Source organism: Nocardioides sp. LHD-245 (assembly GCF_030929495.1).
Classification (GTDB): domain Bacteria; phylum Actinomycetota; class Actinomycetes; order Propionibacteriales; family Nocardioidaceae; genus Nocardioides.
Genome location: NZ_JAVFWN010000005.1, coordinates 123,462 through 142,524, shown reverse-complemented (window position 1 = coordinate 142,524; position 19,063 = coordinate 123,462). Strand labels below are relative to the sequence as shown.

General features: G+C 72.4%; 17 protein-coding genes. 10 read left to right on the top strand and 7 right to left on the bottom strand.

Annotation, left to right across the window (positions count from 1 at the left end; genetic code table 11):
- Positions 1–60 precede the first annotated feature (60 nt).
- The 10 genes from RB608_RS09660 to RB608_RS09615 all read left to right on the top strand — a co-directional run bounded on the left by RB608_RS09660 (position 61) and on the right by RB608_RS09615 (position 11,286).
- Complete coding sequence (locus RB608_RS09660; RefSeq protein ID WP_308087623.1) at positions 61–1,215, top strand: acyl-CoA dehydrogenase family protein; 1,155 nt, start codon at positions 61–63, stop codon at positions 1,213–1,215.
- Positions 1,212–1,682 (top strand): SRPBCC family protein, encoded by a 471-nt coding sequence (locus RB608_RS09655; protein WP_308087622.1) that lies wholly within the window; start codon positions 1,212–1,214, stop codon positions 1,680–1,682. Before RB608_RS09660 ends, RB608_RS09655 begins: the two co-directional genes overlap by 4 nt.
- Entirely contained in the window at positions 1,679–3,289 is a 1,611-nt protein-coding gene (locus tag RB608_RS09650; protein WP_308087621.1) for an acyl-CoA carboxylase subunit beta, read from the top strand. The genes RB608_RS09655 and RB608_RS09650 overlap by 4 nt, the downstream gene beginning before the upstream one ends.
- Before the next feature lie 7 nt (positions 3,290–3,296).
- On the top strand, positions 3,297–5,339 hold the full coding sequence (locus RB608_RS09645; RefSeq protein ID WP_308087620.1) for a biotin carboxylase N-terminal domain-containing protein: 2,043 nt from the start codon (positions 3,297–3,299) through the stop codon (positions 5,337–5,339).
- On the top strand, positions 5,336–6,514 hold the full coding sequence (locus RB608_RS09640) for an acyl-CoA dehydrogenase family protein (RefSeq protein ID WP_308087619.1): 1,179 nt from the start codon (positions 5,336–5,338) through the stop codon (positions 6,512–6,514). Before RB608_RS09645 ends, RB608_RS09640 begins: the two co-directional genes overlap by 4 nt.
- Before the next feature lie 145 nt (positions 6,515–6,659).
- Positions 6,660–7,142 (top strand): hypothetical protein, encoded by a 483-nt coding sequence (locus tag RB608_RS09635; protein ID WP_308087618.1) that lies wholly within the window; start codon positions 6,660–6,662, stop codon positions 7,140–7,142.
- A gap of 165 nt (positions 7,143–7,307) precedes the next feature.
- A complete protein-coding gene (locus RB608_RS09630; RefSeq protein ID WP_308087617.1) occupies positions 7,308–8,228 on the top strand; it encodes an AEC family transporter in 921 nt (306 codons plus the stop codon).
- A gap of 43 nt (positions 8,229–8,271) precedes the next feature.
- The gene (locus tag RB608_RS09625) at positions 8,272–9,399 is read left to right on the top strand and encodes a YihY/virulence factor BrkB family protein (RefSeq protein ID WP_308087616.1); all 1,128 of its coding nucleotides are present in this window, start codon (positions 8,272–8,274) and stop codon (positions 9,397–9,399) included.
- A 133-nt stretch (positions 9,400–9,532) separates the two neighbouring features.
- Positions 9,533–10,648, top strand: a complete 1,116-nt coding sequence (locus RB608_RS09620) for an S-(hydroxymethyl)mycothiol dehydrogenase (RefSeq protein WP_308087615.1) — start codon at positions 9,533–9,535, stop codon at positions 10,646–10,648.
- Positions 10,645–11,286 carry an MBL fold metallo-hydrolase gene (locus RB608_RS09615; protein ID WP_308087614.1) on the top strand — a complete coding sequence of 214 codons (642 nt, stop codon included), beginning with the start codon at positions 10,645–10,647 and terminating at the stop codon, positions 11,284–11,286. The genes RB608_RS09620 and RB608_RS09615 overlap by 4 nt, the downstream gene beginning before the upstream one ends.
- Before the next feature lie 122 nt (positions 11,287–11,408).
- Here the strand turns inward: RB608_RS09615 and RB608_RS09610 are convergent, their stop codons facing one another.
- The 7 genes from RB608_RS09610 to sigK are packed head-to-tail and all read right to left on the bottom strand — an operon-like array spanning position 11,409 to position 18,933.
- On the bottom strand, positions 11,409–12,212 hold the full coding sequence (locus RB608_RS09610) for a tyrosine-protein phosphatase (RefSeq protein WP_308087613.1): 804 nt from the start codon (positions 12,210–12,212) through the stop codon (positions 11,409–11,411).
- Between the two features lie 9 nt (positions 12,213–12,221).
- On the bottom strand, positions 12,222–13,046 hold the full coding sequence (locus RB608_RS09605) for a DUF1295 domain-containing protein (RefSeq protein ID WP_308087612.1): 825 nt from the start codon (positions 13,044–13,046) through the stop codon (positions 12,222–12,224).
- Entirely contained in the window at positions 13,043–14,299 is a 1,257-nt protein-coding gene (locus tag RB608_RS09600; protein WP_308087611.1) for a cyclopropane-fatty-acyl-phospholipid synthase family protein, read from the bottom strand. Before RB608_RS09600 ends, RB608_RS09605 begins: the two co-directional genes overlap by 4 nt.
- A complete protein-coding gene (locus RB608_RS09595) occupies positions 14,296–15,576 on the bottom strand; it encodes a class I SAM-dependent methyltransferase (protein WP_308087610.1) in 1,281 nt (426 codons plus the stop codon). Before RB608_RS09595 ends, RB608_RS09600 begins: the two co-directional genes overlap by 4 nt.
- Complete coding sequence (locus RB608_RS09590) at positions 15,573–17,591, bottom strand: FAD-dependent oxidoreductase (RefSeq protein ID WP_308087609.1); 2,019 nt, start codon at positions 17,589–17,591, stop codon at positions 15,573–15,575. The genes RB608_RS09595 and RB608_RS09590 overlap by 4 nt, the downstream gene beginning before the upstream one ends.
- The gene (locus RB608_RS09585; RefSeq protein ID WP_308087608.1) at positions 17,591–18,328 is read right to left on the bottom strand and encodes an anti-sigma factor; all 738 of its coding nucleotides are present in this window, start codon (positions 18,326–18,328) and stop codon (positions 17,591–17,593) included. The genes RB608_RS09590 and RB608_RS09585 overlap by 1 nt, the downstream gene beginning before the upstream one ends.
- Entirely contained in the window at positions 18,325–18,933 is a 609-nt protein-coding gene (gene sigK / locus RB608_RS09580) for an ECF RNA polymerase sigma factor SigK (RefSeq protein ID WP_308087607.1), read from the bottom strand. The genes RB608_RS09585 and sigK overlap by 4 nt, the downstream gene beginning before the upstream one ends.
- Positions 18,934–19,063: the final 130 nt, after the last annotated feature.

Sequence of the window (19,063 nt, the reverse complement as noted above, 5' to 3'; positions counted from 1 at the left end):
TCACCCCACGAACTTCTTCTCCCCCACTTCGCTTCTCCGAACAAGTTCGCGGGGACCCCGATGACGACCTTCGACCACGGCTGGACCACGGAGCAGCGCGCCCTCAAGCAGTCCGCCATCGCGTTCACGAAGCGTGAGGTGACCCCCCACCTGGACCAGTGGGAGAAGGACGGCGAGCTGCCCCGCGAGCTGCAGAAGAAGCTCGCCCACGCGGGCCTTCTCGGCGTCGGCGTCGCTGAGGAGGTCGGCGGCGACGGCGGCACGCTGATGGACATCTGCGCGGCCCAGGAGGGCTTCATGGAGGCCGGCTGGTCCGGCGGTGCGATGGCGTCGGCGTTCACGCACGGCATCGCGATCCCGCACATCATCCAGAACGGCAGCCAGGAGCTGATCGACGCGTGGGTCCGCCCGACGCTGTCCGGAGACCTGATCGGCTCGATGGCGGTCACCGAGCCCGGCACCGGCTCCGACGTCGCGAGCATCACCACCCGCGCCGTCCGCGACGGCGACCACTGGGTGATCAACGGCGCCAAGACGTTCATCACCTCCAGCGTCCGCGGCGACTTCGTGACGACGGCCGTCCGCACGGGTGAGGCAGGCGCGCACGGCATCTCGATGATCGTCGTACCCAAGGGGACGCCGGGCTTCACGGTCTCCCGCAAGCTCGACAAGATGGGCTGGCTCGCGTCCGACACCGGCGAGCTGTCGTACGTCGACGTGCGGGTCCCGGTCGGCAACCTGGTCGGCCAGGAGAACCACGGCTTCTACTACATCGCCGAGAACTTCGTCACCGAGCGGATCTTCCTCGCGCTGATGGGCTACGGCCACGCGCTGCGCTGCCTCAACCTCAGCGTCGACTACTGCAAGACCCGCGAGACCTTCGGCAACCCGCTGGTCAAGAACCAGGTGGTGCGCGCCAAGCTCGTCGAGATGCACCGCCAGGTCGCGGTCGCCCGCGGCTACACGCTCGAGGTGGCCCAGCGCTACGTCGCCGGCGAGAACGTCATCGCCGAGGCCTGCCTGGCCAAGCAGACCGCCGTCGACACGGCGGTGTGGGTGGCCGACCAGGCGGTCCAGCTGCACGGCGGCATGGGCTACATGCGCGAGTCCGAGGTCGAGCGGCACTACCGCGACGTTCGCCTGCTGCCGATCGGCGGCGGTGCGACCGAGGTCCTCACCGACCTCGCGGCCAAGCTCCTGGGGTATGCCGGATGAGCCTGGTGAAGCCGCTCGGCGGCGAGGTCACCGTGCACATGAAGGCACCGGTCGAGGACGTCTGGGCGCTGGTCAGCGATGTCACCCGGATCGGCGAGTTCTCGCCCGAGACGCTCGAGGCGGAATGGACCCACGGCGCCACCGGTCCGGTGGTCGGCGCGCGCTTCAAGGGCCACGTGAAGCGCAACGGCGTCGGCCCCGTCTACTGGACGCCGTGCACGGTCACGAAGGCCGTCGAGAACGAGGTGTTCGAGTTCGCCGTCGGCCTCGACGGCAACGCCCTCAACACCTGGGGCTACCGGATGCAGGCCGAGAACGGCGGCACCAGCGTCACCGAGTACTTCCGGCTCACGCCGGCCTGGTTCATGCGCGGCTACTGGCTGGTCCTGGGCCGGCTCCGCGGCAAGACCAACGAGCGCGGCATGCGCACGACCCTGGAGAGGATGAAGGCGGTGGTGGAGGCATGACCACGACGGAGACCGAGGCGCCGGAGCAGGCACCCGAGCAGGCCCGTCGCACGGCGATGGAGGCCAAGCTGGCCGACCTGCACGCCGAGCAGGCCAAGGCGGTCGAGGCCGGCGGCAAGTACATCGCCCGGCACAAGGACCGCGGCAAGCTCACCGCCCGCGAGCGGATCGACCTTCTCGTCGACGAGGGCTCCGCCTTCCTCGAGCTGATGCCGCTGGCCGGCTGGGGCAGCGACTTCGCGGTCGGCGCCTCGCTGGTGACCGGGATCGGCGTCGTCGAGGGCGTCGAGTGCCTGATCGTCGCCAACGACCCCACGGTCAAGGGCGGCGCCCTCAACCCGTGGTCGCTGAAGAAGTCCTTCCGGGCGGCCGAGATCGCCGAGAAGAACTTCCTCCCCACGATCAACCTGACCGAGTCCGGCGGCGCGGATCTCCCCACCCAGAAGGAGATCTTCATCCCCGGGGGCCGCGGCTTCCGCGATCTCACGCGGTCCAGCGCCCGCAAGCAGCCCACCATCTCGGTGGTCTTCGGCAACTCCACCGCCGGCGGTGCCTACGTGCCCGGCATGAGCGACTACGTGATCATGGTCAAGGAGCAGGCCAAGGTGTTCCTGGCCGGCCCGCCGCTGGTCAAGATGGCGACCGGCGAGGAGTCCGACGACGAGACGCTCGGCGGTGCCGAGATGCACTCGCGGATCTCCGGCTCCTCCGACTTCCTCGCGGTCGACGAGTACGACGCGATCCGGCTCGCCCGGCGTACCGTCGCCCGGCTCAACTGGCGCAAGCAGGGCGACGTCCCGACCGCGCCCTTCGCCGAGCCGGACCTCGACCCCGAGGACCTGCTCGACCTGATCCCGACCGACCTCAAGGAGCCCTTCGACCCGCGCGAGGCGATCCTGCGGATCGTCGACGGCACCGGACCGGGCAACGAGGTCGCCTTCGACGAGTTCAAGCCGCTCTACGGCTCGGCGCTCTGCGTCGGCTGGGCCCAGCTCCACGGCCACCCGATCGGCATCCTCGCCAACGCGCGCGGCGTGCTGATGAGCGAGGAGGCCCAGAAGGCCGCGCAGTTCATCCAGCTGGCCAACCAGAAGGACACGCCGCTGCTCTTCCTGCACAACACCACCGGCTACATGGTCGGCGCGGACTACGAGCAGGGCGGCATCATCAAGCACGGCGCGATGATGATCAACGCGGTCTCCAACTCGAAGGTGCCGCACCTGACGGTGATCATGGGGGCGTCCTACGGCGCCGGCAACTACGGCATGAACGGCCGCGCCTACGACCCGCGCTTCCTGTTCACCTGGCCCTCGGCCAAGTCGTCGGTGATGGGCCCCGCCCAGCTCGCCGGCGTGCTCGAGATCGTCGCGCGCGAGTCGGCGGAGAAGAAGGGCCAGCCCTTCGACGCCGAGGGATTCGTCGCGATCAAGGAGATGGTCGAGCAGCAGATCGAGGAGCAGTCGCTGCCCTACGTCCTGTCGGGGATGGTCTACGACGACGGCGTGATCGACCCGCGCGACACCCGGACGGTGCTGGGCATCTGCCTCTCCGTCATCGACAACCAGCCGATCGAGGGCGCCATGAACTTCGGCGTCTTCCGGATGTGAGGGCCTGATGGTTCCGACAAGCTCCACCACCGTGCGCCGCCTGCTCGTCGCCAACCGCGGCGAGATCGCCCGCCGCGTCTTCCGCACCTGCCGCGACCTCGGCATCGAGACCGTCGCCGTCCACTCGGACGCCGACGCGGGGATGCCGTTCGTGAGCGACGCCGACGCCGCCGTCCGGCTGCCGGGGAACACCCCCGCCGAGACCTATCTGCGCGGCGACCTCGTCATCGCCGCCGCGCTCAGGGCCGGCGCCGACGCCGTCCACCCCGGCTACGGCTTCCTCTCCGAGAACGCCGACTTCGCCCAGCAGGTGATCGACGCCGGCCTGACCTGGGTCGGTCCGGCACCCGCGTCGATCACGGCGATGGGCGACAAGGTCCGCTCCAAGGAGTTGATGCACGCCGCCGGCGTACCGGTACTCGGCCAGCTGGAGCCGGCGGCCGTCACGTCCTTCGAGCTGCCGGTCATCGTCAAGGCGTCCGCCGGCGGCGGTGGTCGCGGCATGCGGATCGTGCGCGACGTCGCGCAGGTCGAGGCGGAGGTCGCCATCGCGTCGGCCGAGGCGGCGTCCGCGTTCGGCGACGGCACCGTCTTCGTGGAGACCTATGTCGAGGACGGCCGCCACATCGAGGTCCAGGTGCTCGGTACGCCGGACGGCACGATCGTGCTCGGGGAGCGCGACTGCTCGGTGCAGCGCCGGCACCAGAAGGTGATCGAGGAGGCGCCGGCGCCCGGCCTGCCGGACGCGACCCGCAAGGCCCTGCACGAGGCGGCGCGGGCGGCGGCGGAGGCGATCGACTACCGCGGCGCGGGCACGGTCGAGTTCCTCTACTCCCCGACGTCGGACCGCTTCTACTTCCTGGAGATGAACACCCGCCTCCAGGTCGAGCACCCCGTCACCGAGGCGGTGTACGGCGTCGACCTGGTCGCCCTGCAGATCGCCGTCGCCGAGGGCCACTCCCCGGCGGTGGCCGTTGGGGAGCCGGACGGCCACGCCGTCGAGGTCCGGCTCTACGCCGAGGACCCGGCCGCCGGCTACCAGCCGCAGAGCGGACGGATCGCCCGGTTCGAGATCCCCGGCGTCGTGAGTGCCTTCGAGGGGCCCGCGTCGTACGGCATCCGGCTCGACTCGGGCGTCGGTTCCGGCGACGAGATCGGCACCTTCTACGACGCGATGATCGCCAAGGTGATCGTGCACGCGCCGACCCGCGAGCAGGCCCTGCGCCAGCTGGCCGGCGCGCTCGCCAAGGCCGAGCTGCACGGGCTGGTCACCAACCGGGACCTGCTGGTCAACCTGCTGCGCGACCCGGTGTTCACCGCCGGCGACATGCACACGACCTGGCTCGACGCCGCCGACCTGGCCACCCTCGCGGCCGCACCCGGTGGCGAGGGCACGATCGAGATCTCGGCGTTCGCCGCGGCGGTCGCGCTGGCCGAGGCCGCGCGGGTCGCGCGCCCCGTGCAGTCGCGGATCCCCGCCGGGTGGCGCAACGTCCTCGCGGGTCCCCAGGTGACCACCTTCCTGCAGGGGGATGAGGAGCACCTGGTCCGCTGGTACGGCGGGCGCACCTTCCGCTCCGCCGACCTGGCTGGCGAAGCCGGCGGGGAGCGAAGCGACCGACGCCCGTGCGTGGTGGTCACCGCGGCCGGCCCGGAGACGGTGACGATCGAGGTGGACGGGGTGGCCCGGACCTTCACGGTCTTCGCCGACCCTGCCGGCGACCGGGTCGACGTCGAGTCGTCCCTGGGGCACGTCGCGCTGCGCCGCAAGCCCCGCTTCGTCGACCCGTCGACCCAGGTGGCCGCCGGATCGCTGCTGGCGCCGATGCCGGGCAGCGTGATCGCGGTCCGGGCGGCGCTCGGGGACGTCGTACAGGAAGGGCAGCCCATCCTCGTGATGGAGGCCATGAAGATGCAGCACACCATCGCGGCGCCCTATGCGGGCACCGTCACCGAGCTGTCGGCGTCGGCCGGTCAGCAGGTCGAGGCGGGCGCCGTGCTCGCCGTCGTCGAGCCGGCCGAGGCCGCTCCGGAGGAGGAGAACGCATGACTGTGACAACGGGGACGATGTTCACCGAGCCGGAGGAGCGCGTCGCGCTGCGCGAGGCGGTCAAGAAGCTCGCGAGCAAGTACGGCCGCGAGTACGTCGAGAAGCAGGCCCGCGAGGGCGGCAAGATGACCGACATGTGGCTCGAGATGGGCCGCAACGGCTTCCTCGGCGTCAACATCCCCGAGGAGTACGGCGGCGGGGGCGGCGGCATGGCCGACCTGGCCGCCGTCCTCGAGGAGTCGGCCGCGGCCGGCGCCCCGCTGCTGATGATGGTCGTCTCGCCCGCCATCTGCGGCTCGATCATCAGCCGCTGCGGCACCGACGAGCAGAAGCAGCGCTGGCTGCCCTCCATCGCCGACGGCACCCATCTGATGGCCTTCGGCATCACCGAGGCCGACGCGGGCTCGAACTCGCACCAGATCACCACGACCGCCACCCGCGACGGCGACCACTGGGTGCTCAATGGGCAGAAGACGTTCATCTCCGGCGTCGACGAGGCCCAGTCGGTGCTCATCGTCTCGCGTACCGAGGACGCCAAGACCGGCAAGCTGAAGCCCGCGCTGTTCGTCGTCCCGACGGACGCGGAGGGGTTCACCAAGCAGCCCATCCCGATGTCGTGGCAGGCGCCGGAGAAGCAGTTCACCCTCTTCCTCGACGACGTCCGGGTTCCCGCCGACAGCCTGGTCGGCGACGAGGACGGCGGCCTGTGGCAGCTCTTCGCCGGGCTCAACCCCGAGCGGATCATGGGCGGCGCGTTCTCCTGCGGCATCGCGCGCTACGCGCTGGAGAAGGCGACGGCGTACGCCAAGGAGCGCTCGGTCTGGAAGGACCAGCCCATCGGGGCCCACCAGGGCATCGCGCACCCGCTGGCCAAGGTGAAGATCGAGCTCGAGCAGGCCCGCCTGCTCTGGCAGAAGGCCGCCGCGCTCTACGACGCCGGCGACGACTTCACCGCCGGTGAGTACGCCAACATGGCCAAGTACGCCGGCGGCGAGGTCGCCTGCAACGCCACCGACGTCGCCGTCCACACCCACGGCGGCAACGGCCTCACCCAGGAGTACGGCCTCGGCAACATGCTCGTCGCCGCCCGCCTGGGCCGGATCGCCCCGGTCAGCCGGGAGATGATCCTCAACTTCGTGGCCATGCACTCGCTGGGGCTGCCCAAGTCGTACTGAGGTCCGTGGGGTGCGCGGTTCAACTACCGAATTCGTCGTCCGCCGGCGTCGGCGACGACAATTCCGGTAGTTGAACAGCGCACCGCGCATCCACCTGCCGCCGGAGCCGGCGTCTGCCGCCGGGCGGAACGGGTACGCCGGAAGGATGGACGACGAGGTACTCCACGGCTACCTGCAGCACCACTGGGCCGGATCGACGGCGGGGGTGTCGCTCTTCCGGCGCGTGGCCCGGACCCACGGCATCGCCGAGGTCGCCGCGGCCCTCGACGGGCTCGCCGAGGAGGTGGCGGAGGAGCGCGCGACCCTGGGCCGCGTCATGCGCGACGTCGGCACGAGCCCGAGCACGATCGGGACCGTCGCGGCGAAGGTCGGCGCCGAGCTCGGTCGCCTCAAGCCCAACGGCCGGATCCTCACCCGCGCGCCGCTGACCGACCTGGTCGAGATCGAGGCGCTGCGGATCGCGGTGTTCGGCAAGCGCAGCGGGTGGGAGGTGCTGCGCGCGGTCGCTGACGACGACCCACGGCTCGACGCCGCGCTCCTCGATGACCTGATCGGCCGCTCGGACCGGCAGCTCGAGACCCTGGCGCGGCTGCACCTGGTCACCGCGCGTCGGCGGATCGCGTCCTGAGGCGCGGGCCCGCGGCTCACCTACCGAATTCGTCGCCCGGCGGGCCGGTCGTCGACAATTCTGGTAGGTGAACCGCGCACGACCAGGCCGCGTCCGGCCGGCTCCCGGCTGCCCCCGCCGTACCCCTGACGGACCGGTCCGGCGGGCGGGTGATGGGATCGACCCGTGACCGGGGTGCTGGAGGGGTTCGCGACGATCGCGATCGTGATCGCCCTCGGCGCACTCCTGGCCGACCGGGGCATCGTCGACGCCCACGGCCAGCGCAGCCTGTCGCTGGCCTCCTTCTACCTCGCCAGCCCGGCCCTGCTGGTCACCGTGCTCGAGGACTCCGAGCCGTCGCGGGTGCTGTCCGGGCCACTGGTCGCGACGGCCGCGGGCGTGATCGTCAGCGCCGGGATCATGGTCGTGGTCGCGCGGATCCGCCGGCTCGACGCCGGTACGTCGGTGGTGGCCACGCTGTGCTCGGCGTACGTCAACGCGGGCAACCTCGGCATCCCGATCGCGGCGTACGCGCTGGGTGACGCGGCGCTCGTCGTCCCGGCGCTGCTGATGCAGCTCCTCGTGCTCCAGCCGCTGGCGCTGACGGTGCTCGACGTGGTGACCAGCCCGGAGCGGCCGTCGGTCCTCAAGATCGTGTCCCGGCCGGTCACCAACCCACTCACGATCGCCTCCTTCGCGGGCCTCCTCCTCGCCGCGACCGACACCGAGCTGCCGCGGACGGTGCACGCGCCGCTGGAGCTCGTCGGCGGGATGGCGGTGCCCGCGATGCTCATCGCGTACGGCGTCGCGCTCCGCCTCGGCCCGCTGCCCGGACGCGGGGTGACGCCGCGGGCGCTGGCCACCGTGACCTCGCTGAAGATGGTGATCCAGCCGGTGGCGGCGTACCTCGTCGGGCGGTTCGCCGTCGGCCTGGAGGACACGGAGCTGTTCGCGGTCACGCTGCTGTCGGCGCTGCCGACGGCGCAGAACGTGTTCGTCGTCGCGATGCGCTACGAGCGCGGCATCCTGCTGGCCCGCGACGCCATCTTCGTCTCCACGATGGCCTCGGCCCCGGTGGCGGTGCTGATCTCGGCGCTGCTCGCCTGACCACCTCCCAGGAGCGCACGGGGCGATGCCGTAGGTTCTGGCCGTGGGTGTCGTCGGCAACATCGATCGCGGGCAGCGGAAGAGATCAGTCTTCGGCTTCCCGCTCGCTGTCGTCTACAAGTTCTTCGACGACCAGGGCAACTACCTCGCGGCGATCCTGACGTTCTACGCCTTCCTCTCGATCTTCCCGCTCCTGCTGCTCGCGACCTCGATCCTCGGCTTCTTCCTCGACGGCAACCCACGGCTGCAGGAGCAGGTCCTCGACTCGGCGCTCGGCCAGTTCCCGATCATCGGCGACCAGCTCGGCCGGCCGGCCGGCATCAAGGGCTCGACCGGCGGCATCATCGTCGGCTCCCTGACCGCGCTGTACGGCGCGCTCGGGCTCGGCCTGGCGCTGCAGAACGTGCAGTCCGCGGCTTGGGCGGTGCCACGCAACAGCCGCCCGCACCCGGTGATGACCCGGGTCAACAGCCTGTTCCTGCTCTTCGTCGCGGGCACCTTCATCTTCACGATCTCGATCGGCTCGGCGGTCCTCACGGAGACCGATCTGGTCGGCTCCCTCTCGCGGCACGGCTGGTTCCACTGGATGGTGCGGCTGCTGACCGTGGCGATCCTCGGCTCGGCGATGACGGTGCTGCTGCGGGTCGCTGCCGCCCGCGCGATCCGGGACCGGGGGATCCGGGCGGCGCCGGGCGGGTTCACGGTCGCGGTGCTGTGGCAGTTCCTGCAGTACATCGGCACGGCGTACGTCACCAACGTCATCGCCAGCGCCGACCGCAACGGCATGGCCACCTTCGGCGTCGTCCTCGGCCTGATGGGCCTGCTCTACATCGGGGCGATCATGGGTGTCCTCGGCATCGAGGTCAACGTCGTCCTCGCCCGCAAGCTGTGGCCGCGTGCCCTGCTGACGCCGTTCACCGACTCCGTCGACCTCACCGAGGCGGACCGCCGCGCGTACGCCATGTATGCCCAGATGCAGCGGCACAAGGGCTTCGAGACCGTGGCCGTCCGCTTCGACGGCCGCGACGGCGACACCCACGAGATCGTGCTCGACCCGCGGACCGAGAAGGTCCACAAGCAGCACATCCCCGGCCGTCCCCCGCGGCCGGAGGCGGCCGACGAGCCGACGCAGCCGTTCAACCTCCGCGACTCCCTGCCGCCCTCGATCTGAGGATCCCGGATCGCTTCCGATCGGATCAGGTGGGTTGATCGGATCGGCACCAATCCGAACCCAACCATCGAACCGACATGATGTCCCCGACGGGGTGCACGACCCCGGCAGTCGAGAGCAGGGAGCAGTGCGGATGACGCAGCAGGTCAAGGCCGTGGTGGCGCGGGTCAAGGGTGCGCCGGTGGAGGTCGTGACGATCAATGTGCCGGACCCGGGACCGGGCGAGGCAGTGGTGAGGGTGCTCTCGTGCGGGGTCTGCCACACCGACCTGCACTACCGCGAGGGTGGGATCAACGACGAGTTCCCGTTCCTGCTGGGCCATGAGGCCTCGGGCATCGTGGAGGCCGTCGGGCCGGACGTCACGTCGGTCGCCGTCGGTGATTCGGTGGTGCTGAACTGGCGTGCGGTGTGCGGCGAGTGCCGCGCCTGCAAGCGGGGCGATCTGCAGTACTGCTTCAACACCCACAACGCGAAGCAGCGGATGACCCTCGCCGAGGGACCCGACGCCGGCACGGAGCTGTCCCCCGCGCTGGGCATCGGCGCGTTCGCGGAGAAGACCCTGGTCGCGGCCGGGCAGTGCACCAAGGTCGACCCGAAGGCCCGTCCCGCCGCGGTGGGGCTGCTGGGCTGTGGCGTGATGGCCGGCATCGGCGCCGCGATCAACACCGGCCAGATCACTCGCGGGAAGTCGATCGCGGTCATCGGCTGCGGCGGCGTCGGCGTGGCCGCGATCGCGGGCGCCGCGCTGGCGGGCGCCAGCCCGATCATCGCGGTCGACATCGACGCGAAGAAGCTGGAGAAGGCCAAGGAGATGGGCGCGACCCACACCGTCGACTCCTCCGCCGTGGATCCGGTGGAGGAGATCAAGCGGATCTGCGGTGAGGTCTACGAGGGTGCCGACGGCGCCGACGTGGTGGTCGAGGCGGTGGGCCGTCCCGAGACGTGGAAGCAGGCGTTCTACGCCCGCGACCTGGCCGGCACGGTGGTCCTGGTCGGTGTCCCGACCCCGGACATGAAGGTCCCCGAGCTGCCGTTGATCGACGTGTTCGGTCGCGGTGGGGCGTTGAAGTCGTCGTGGTACGGCGACTGTCTGCCCAGCCGGGACTTCCCGATGCTGGTCGACCTGTACCAGCAGGGTCGGCTCGACCTGGACGCGTTCGTCACCGAGGAGATCGGCATCGGCGACATCGAGGCCGCGTTCGCCAAGATGCACCACGGCGACGTACTCCGCTCGGTCGTGATCCTGTGACGGCACGGGTCGACCATGCCGTCACGTCCGGCACCTTCTCCCTCGACGGGGAGACCTTCGAGGTCGACAACAACGTCTGGGTGGTGGGCGACGACACCGAGTGCGTCGTGATCGACGCACCGCACAGCGTCGAGGACATCCTCGCCGTCGTCGGGGGCCGCCGGATCAAGGCCATCGTGTGCACCCACGCCCACGACGACCACGTCCGGGTGGCTCCCGCCCTGCGCGAGGCCGCCAACGACGGCCAGGGCGCGCCGATCCTGCTGCACCCCGACGACAGGCCGCTGTGGGAGCTCACCCACGGTGACGACCAGAGCCCTGACGGCTACCTGTGGGACGCCGACCTCGCCGACGGCCAGAGCATCGAGGTCGCCGGTACGACGCTGCGGGTGATCCACACCCCGGGCCACGCCCCGGGCGCGGTGTGTCTCCACGCCCCCGACCTCGGGTGCGTGTTCACCGGGGACACCCTCTTCCACGGCGGTCCCGGCGCGACCGGTCGCTCCTACAGCGACCGGCCCACCCTGGAGGCCTCCATCCGGGCGAAGCTGTTCGCGTTGCCCGGGGAGACGGTGGTCCACACCGGCCACGGTGAGGACACCACCATCGCCGCGGAGCGGGAGCTGCTCGGCGCCTGATCGGCGCAGCCATGCTGTAACACGCCGTCCACGTGACGACACGCCGTACGACACGCCGTACGACACGCCGTTGTCGCGCTGACGATCGCCTGGTGGTCGGGTGGACGGCGTGTTACATCGTCCTACGGAGTGCCCCGCAACATGGCCCGCAGCTCGCCCAGCAGGTCGTCGTCCAGGCCCAGCCCGTCGCGCAGGTACGACGGCCGGTCCCCGAAGTGCCGGTCGACCGCCGTCCACGCGGCGTCGAGGTACTCGGTCGTGACGACCAGGGTCGGCTCGTAGACGGCGACCGCGTCCGGGCCCAGGTGGCCGGCGATCTCCGCCTCGACCCGGGCGCGGCTGGCGGCGCTGCGGGCGTTGGTGAGCAGGTAGTCGCTCTCGATCGTCGGGTCGTCGACGCCGGCGATGTGCAGCAGGAGCGCGGAGACCCAGCCGGTGCGGTCCTTGCCGGCCGAGCAGTGGAAGAGCTGGGGCCCGCCGGTGGCGAGCTGGCGCAGGACGCCCCCGAACGCCGTGCGGGAGCGGTCCTCGGTGACGAAGGTGCGGTAGACGTCGTCCATCAGGGCGACGGCGTCCTCGCGGCGCCGCAGCCCGGACATCCGCTCCAGCGGGATGCCGATGGCGTCGAAGTGCAGGGCCTCGGCACCGGGGACGTCGGGGTCGGGATGGAGCGCGACCTCGGCGGGCGAGCGGAGATCGATCACGGCACGCAGTCCGAGCGAGCCCAGCCGGCTGTGGTCGTCCTCGGTCAGCCGGAGGTCGTTGGAGCGGTAGAAGACGCCGGTGCGCAGCCGGCCGCCGTCAGCGGTGGCGTAGCCGCCGCCGGCGATGTCGCGGAAGTTGTCGGCCGAGGCCAGGCGGAGGTACTCCTCCGCGGTGCCGTCGGTGCCGTCGGTGGCGTGGCTGCCCTGCTGCGCGTCCGTCACGCTCAAACCCTAGGACCCGGCAGTTCGGCCCCGGCGAGGCGGTCGCGGCAGGAACCGGGACGTGCGGGCGGCGTACGCCGGATAGCCCGGCCGCCGCATCATCGTCTGCTCGATCAGCTTCGCGCCGGTCGCCTCGCTGAGGAACCAGGTCATCGCGAGCGGCGCGACGACCGTGGCCAGGCCCGCGACCCAGCCGGAGGCCAGGCCGCCGGCCAGCCACAGGCCCCACCACACGCAGGCGTCGCCGAAGTAGTTCGGGTGCCGCGTCCAGGCCCACAGCCCCGTGTCGAGGACGGGCGGGCGCTGCTCGCGTGGCCGGGAGCGGTATGCCGCCAGCTGGGCGTCGCCGACCGCCTCGAAGAAGAGCCCGACCGCCCACACCACCACGCCCACCACCACGGCCGGCCACCAGCGCACCTCGAGCACCACGCCGACGGAGACGGGCAGCGCGATGACCGGGACGAGCGCGCCCTGCAGGGCGAACACCTTGCGCACCGCCCGCGCCATCCCGACCTCGCGCAGCGGTCCGCCGAGCAGCTTCTCGTAGCGCGGGTCCTCCCCGGTGTGCTGGGCCGTACGGCGCCCGATGTGCCACGCGAGCCGACCACCCCAGGCCACGACGAGAGCGACCAGCAGCCAGGTCCGCGGGCCCGAGCCCGCGTCCCCGACCGCCGCTCCCGCCCCACACGCGAGCGCCGCCACGCCGAACGCCGCCCCCCAGGCGACGTCGACGACGGCCACGCGGCCCTGCTGCCGCGCCACCAGCGCGGTCGCCGTCATCACCGCGGCGGCGGCTACGACGGACAGGCCGATGCTGACCAGGACGGGAGTCACCGTCCGGCCCTCCGCGTCAGCAGCAGCTGGTCGACGCCCATCCGGCCGTCCCGGAAGGCCATCGACCCCCCGACGAGGTAGAGGCGCCAGACCCGGACCAGCTCCTCGCCGACGAGTGCGGTGATCGCGTCGAGGTTCTCCTCGAACCGCCGCAGCCAGCCCGCGACCGTCAGCACGTAGTGCTCGCGCAGCGCCTCCACGCCGCGCAGCTCCAGGCCGGCCCCCTCGAGCAGGCCGATCGTTGCGCCGACCGGGCGCATGTGCATGTCCGGCGCGATGAAGGACTCGATGAACGGGCCGCCGCCGGGGTGGCTGGCGCCGCGCGACATCTGCTGGACCAGCACCCGGCCACCCGGCCGGACGGAGTCGCGCAGCACCCGGGCGTACGCCGGGTAGTTGCGCTCGCCGACGTGCTCGCCCATCTCCAGCGACGCGACCGCGTCGTACTCCGCGCCCTGGAGCGGCACCGCGTCGCGGTAGTCGCAGAGCCGGATCTCCACCCGGTCGGCCACGCCACGCCGGCGGGCCGCCGCCTGCGCGAAGCGCCGCTGCTCCGCCGAGATCGTGACCCCCACGACGTGCGCGCCGAAGTGCTCGGCGGCATGCAGGGAGAGCGATCCCCAGCCGCAGCCGACGTCGAGTACCCGCATCCCCGGCTCGAGGCCGAGCTTGCGGCAGACCAGGTCCAGCTTGGCCTCCTGGGCGTCGGCCAGCGGCTGCTCGGGGGAGGAGTGGTAGCCGCACGAGTACGCCATCGTCCGCTCGTCGAGGATCAGCGCGTAGAACTCGGCGGTGGTGTCGTAGTGGTGGCTGATCGCCCGCCGGTCGCGGTCCTTGCTGTGCAGCCGGCCGCGGACCCGGGCCTGCGTGGCCGGCGGCGCGGGTGGCCGGCCGAGGAGGTCCAGCCCCATCGCCGACCGCAGGGCTCCGGCCACCGCGCGCAGCGGCGGCCGGCGACGGGGCAGCCCGCGGTCGGCGGCGACCGCGAAGGCGTGGGTCAGCGCCGCGTCGAGGTCGCCGGGTACGTCGAGCTCGCCGGTCACGTAGGCCTGCGCGGCCCCCAGCTCGCCGGGATGCCAGAGCAGCCGGCGCAGGGCGTCGGGTGAGCGGAGCTCCACCACGGGTGCGTCGACCGGCCCCGCCGTCGTACCGTCCCAGGCGACGAGGCGCACGGGCAGGTCGCCGCCGACGAACGGGCGCAGCGTGTCCGCCAGATCCGTCGCGACGGTGGCGCTCCTCGCCGGGCGACTCACCGCTCCGCCTCCTCCCGGTCGAGGAGCAACTGGTGCACGTCGATGTAGTCGGCGGCGAACCCGGCGCGGCAGTACTCCAGGTAGAAGTGCCACATCCGCCGGAAGGTGGCGTCGAAGCCGAGCTCCGCCACCCGCTCCTGGGAGCCGAGGAAGGAGCGGTCCCAGCGCAGCAGGGTCTGCGCGTAGTGACGGCCCAGGGTGAGGTCGTCGACGATCCGCAGGGTCGTGTGGTCGCGGGTCACCCGGTCGATCGCGCGGACCGACGGCAGCGCCCCGCCGGGGAAGATGTACTTGGTGATGAAGGTGTGCGTCGACCGGGTGGCGAGCATCCGGTCGTGCGGCATCGTGATCGCCTGCAGCGCGACCTTCCCGCCGGGTGCGAGGACGTGGTCGAGGGTCGCGAAGTACGTCGGCCAGAAGTCGTGACCGACCGCCTCGATCATCTCCACCGACACGACCGCGTCGTAGGTGCCCGGAGGCTCGTCGAGCAGCGCGCGGTAGTCGCACAGGTCCACCCGGACCCGCTCGGCGTGCCCGGCGGCGGCGACCCGCTCGCGGGCCAGGGCCTGCTGCTCGACCGACAGCGTGATCGACCGGACGGTCGCGCCCCGGGCCGCGGCGCGGATCGCCAGCTCGCCCCAGCCGGTGCCGATCTCCAGCAGGCGCGTGCCCGGGCCGACTCCGGCGCGGTCCAGCAGCCGGTCGATCTTGCGGTGCTGGGCGGTGCCGAGGTCCTCGGTCGCCGCGGTGTCGAGGTCGGCGAACAGCGCGCTCGAGTAGGACAGGGTCGGGTCGAGGAAGGCCGTGAAGAGCTCGTTGGAGAGGTCGTAGTGGTGGGCCACGTTCGCTCGGGTGTTCTCCCGGGTGCCGCGGTGGCTGCGCGGGAGCCGTGGGGAGACGACCGAGCGCAGGCGCTGCAGGCCCCGGGGGACGAGCTGGGCCATGTCCGCGGCGAGGACCGTCAGGAAGTCCCCGAGGACCCCGTCCCCGGGGACGCCGTCCTCGGCCCAGGCGCCCGTCAGGTAGGCCTCGCCGAAGCCGATCAGCTTGTCCCTGCCGATGCGGGCGAAGAACTCCGCCGGACGGTGGACGACGACCGCCGGGCCGCCCCGGCCCAGGTCCTCGACCGTGCCGTCCGCGTGGTGCAGGCGCACGGTGACCTGCCGCCGCGCGATCGCGGACCGGAACAGCCGTTCGGCGACCCGGGCGGACAGGCCCCGCTCGGCGATCGGCGCCAGGTCGGGCCACGCGTTGACGGGTGAGGCGGTGAGTGTCATCGCTGGGTTCCTTCCGGGGCGTGGGAGCGGGGCCGGGGCCGGACGGGCAGTCGCCGCGCCCACAGCGCCAGGCCGTGGGCGCGGATCAGCGCGGCTCCGCGCAGGCCGGCGAGGGGCAGCCGCGGCGGGTCGCACGGCTCGCCGGTCAGGGCCGCGTCGAACCGGGCCCCGTCGTCGGTGACCAGCCGGACCGCGATTCGGAGCCGTCCGGTATCCGGGTCGGGCGGTGGGGCCAGCACCTCGTAGTGCCCGTCGGTGCCGTGGAAGGGGGAGACGTACATCGCCTTGTCGACCACGCTGCGCCCGTCGGCGGTGCCCCGACCGGGGGCGAGCAGGTAGGCGTGCCGGTCGCCGTAGGTGTTGTGGACCTCGACGACGGTGGCTGCGGGACGGCCGTCCTCCTCACCCGGGGCCCAGCACCAGTGGACCGAGATCGGGTTGAAGCAGTGCCCGAAGGCCCGTGGTTGGGCGGCCATCAGGGCCCGGCCGCCCCGCAGGTCGATGTCGTGCGCCGCCAGGAACCGGTCGAGGCCGGCGCGCACGGAGCGGGTGTCGCCGTCGAAGTGGTCGCGTCCCTCGAACCGGCCGTTCGCGCCGGCCACGGTGCCGTCGGTCGCGACCCGGTCGAGGTCGACGACGCTGAGGTGGGAGCGGTGGGTGAAGACGTTGCGGAGCGGCTCGCGGCGGCGATGGGTGAGGGTCGTGGCGTAGGTGGTCGCGGCCGCGGGCTCCGCGGTGAGGAGTCCGAGTCGCTCGACCGCCCGCCGGCCGGAGCGTGCCCCGTCCTCGTGGAACCCCCAGCCGTGGTAGGCGCCGGCGAACACGACCCGGTCGGTGTCGATCTCGGGCAGTCGCGCCTGCGCGGCCACGGATGCCGGCGTGTAGAGCGGGTGGGCGTAGGTGCGGCGCACCAGCACCGTCGCCGGGTCCACGACCTCCTCGCCGCCGAGGGTCACCAGGTAGCGGGTGGCGGTGGGCAGCCGCTGGAGCCGGGTCAGGTCGTAGGTCACCCGCACCGGCTCGCCACCGGCGCGGGGCCGGTGGAAGTTCCACGACGCCCAGGCGTCGCGGGCGCGCGGCAGCAGCCGGGTGTCGGTGTGCAGCAGCGCGGTGTTGACGGTGTACGGGATCGCGTCGAGCACCTCCTTCTGCGTGGCGGTCGGCGCGGCCAGCATGCCGAGCGCCTGGTCCGGGTGGGTCGCGATCACCACGGCGTCGTACGCCTCCCGGCCGGTGGGCGTGGTCACGTCCACGCCGTCCTCGGTCTCCTCGATCGCGAGGACCGGCGTCCCGGTGCGGATCCGCCCGCCGGCGGCCTCCACGGCCGCGGCGATCGCGGCCACATAGGTGGCGGAGCCGCCGGTCACCGTGCGCCACGGCGGCGAGCCGAGGACGGCCAGCATGCCGTGATGGCGGAGGAAGGCGAACAGGTACGCCGCCGGGTAGTCCAGCGCGGTGTCGGGGTCGCACGACCACACGGCCGCGACGAGCGGCTCCATGAAGTGCCGCCGGAAGTACGGCGAGAAGCCGTGCCGGTCGAGGAAGGCCGCCAGGGTCGTCGGGCTGTCGTCCCCGGAGTCCAGCAGCCGGCGGGCCGCCCGGTGGAAGCGCGGGATCTCGCCCAGCATCCGCAGGTACGCCGGGTTGCGGTGGTTGCCCGTGCCGGCGGGGAACAGCCCGCGCCGACCGAGCGCGCCCGCCCACTCCAGGCCGGTGACCTCGTCGCTGGTCGACATCGACATCTCCGACTCCTGGGTCGGCACGCCGAGCTCGTCGAGGATCCCGACGAGCACCGGGTAGGTGCGCCGGTTGTGGACGATGAAGCCGCTGTCGATGCGCAGCTCCCGGCCGGCCGGGTCGGTCACGGTGTGCGTGTCGGCATGCCCGCCGAGGCGGTCGTCGGCCTCGAGCAGGGTGACCAGGGCGTCGCCGGAGCGCGCGGCGAGGTAGGCCGCGGTGAGCCCGGCGACGCCGGAGCCCACCACGGCGAGGCGCCGTGGGGGAGGAGTGGTCATCACGAGTCCAGGGCGAAGAGCGCGATCGGGTCGCTGGTCGGCTGGGGCGAGCCGCCGTCGGGCTCGACGGTGATGCCGACACCGGTCGCCTCGGACGCGTCGCCGTCGAGCACGTACGTCGTGTCCGCCTCGTCGGGCATCAGCCCGGCCGGGACCATCTCGCCCGCGGGCGACTGGAGCCACAGCTCGTAGGCCTTGCCGTCGGGTGCGAGCGCCATGTCGGTGGTGCGGATCAGCGCCTTGCCCTCGCTGCGCGAGATGACGATGGTGGCGCTCGACCCGTCGGGGAAGGACTTCTCCACGGTGCTGGCGTCCGCGGCGTTGAGGATCCGCTCGGCGGCGGTCAGCTCCTGGGGGCCGTCGTCGCCGTCCCACGGCTGGAGCGAGGCGACGCCGACGCCGAGCAGGAGCACGACGGCGGCGGCCACGGCGATCAGCAGCGGGGTACGACGGCGCAGGGTCGCCCTGGTCCCGCCGGCCGACTGCGGCGGCAGCGGGCGGATCCGGCCGATCCCGGCCAGCACCTGGTCGCGGACCGCCGCCGGCGGCGCGACGAGGTCGGCGGTGCCGAGCGCCGTGGCGGCCTCGCGGAGGCTGTCGACCTCCTCGCGGCACTCGGCGCACTGTGCGAGATGGGCCTCGAACCGGGCCCGCTCGAGGTCGTCGAGCGCGTCGACGGCGTACGCGCCGGACAGCGCGTGCACGTCCCAGTCGTGGGTCTGGTCGTGATCGGTCATCGTCCTACTCCGATCGTGTCGCGCAGCCGGATGAGGCCGTCGCGGATCCTGGTCTTCGCGGTCCCGACCGGGAGGTCGAGGAGGGCGGCCACCTCGGTGTGGGTGTAGCCGCCGAAGTACGCGAGCTCGATCGCCTCGCGCTGCACGTCGGTGAGCTGGGTCAGCGCCGCCCGGACCCGGTGGGCCTCGAGGGAGGCGTGGGCCGCCTCGACGGTGGTGTCGTGCTCCACTGCCCGGTTGCTCTGCTCGTAGGTCACGTCGCGCCGGGTCGCCGCCTCGGCGCTGCGGACCCGGTCCACCGCCTTGCGATGGGTGATCGTCATCAGCCACGCGAGCGCGCTGCCGCGGGCGACGTCGTACCTGCTCGCCTGGCGCCAGATCTCGAGGAACACCTCCTGGGTGACCTCCTCGGCCTGGGCCGGGTCGCGCACCACCCTCAGCACCAGGCCGTGGACCCGGGCCGCCGTGGCGTCGTACAGGGTGGCGAAGGCGGCGCTGTCGCCGCGCGCGGCCTGCTGGAGCAGGGGGCCGAGGTCGGGGCCGTGACCGCCGGCCGGCGCCCCCGTGCGGGGGGCGCCGGCCGGGTCGCCGGGGACCGGATCCATGTGGGTGATCCTTCCGTGTTCGTTGGCCGAGCGCGTCGCCGGCGCGATGGTGAGGGGCAGCAAGCTGCCGTCGCGCGCCTCCCGCCGCGCTGCCGGCTGGACCCGAGGTCAGGAGTGCTCCTGGAGTGCC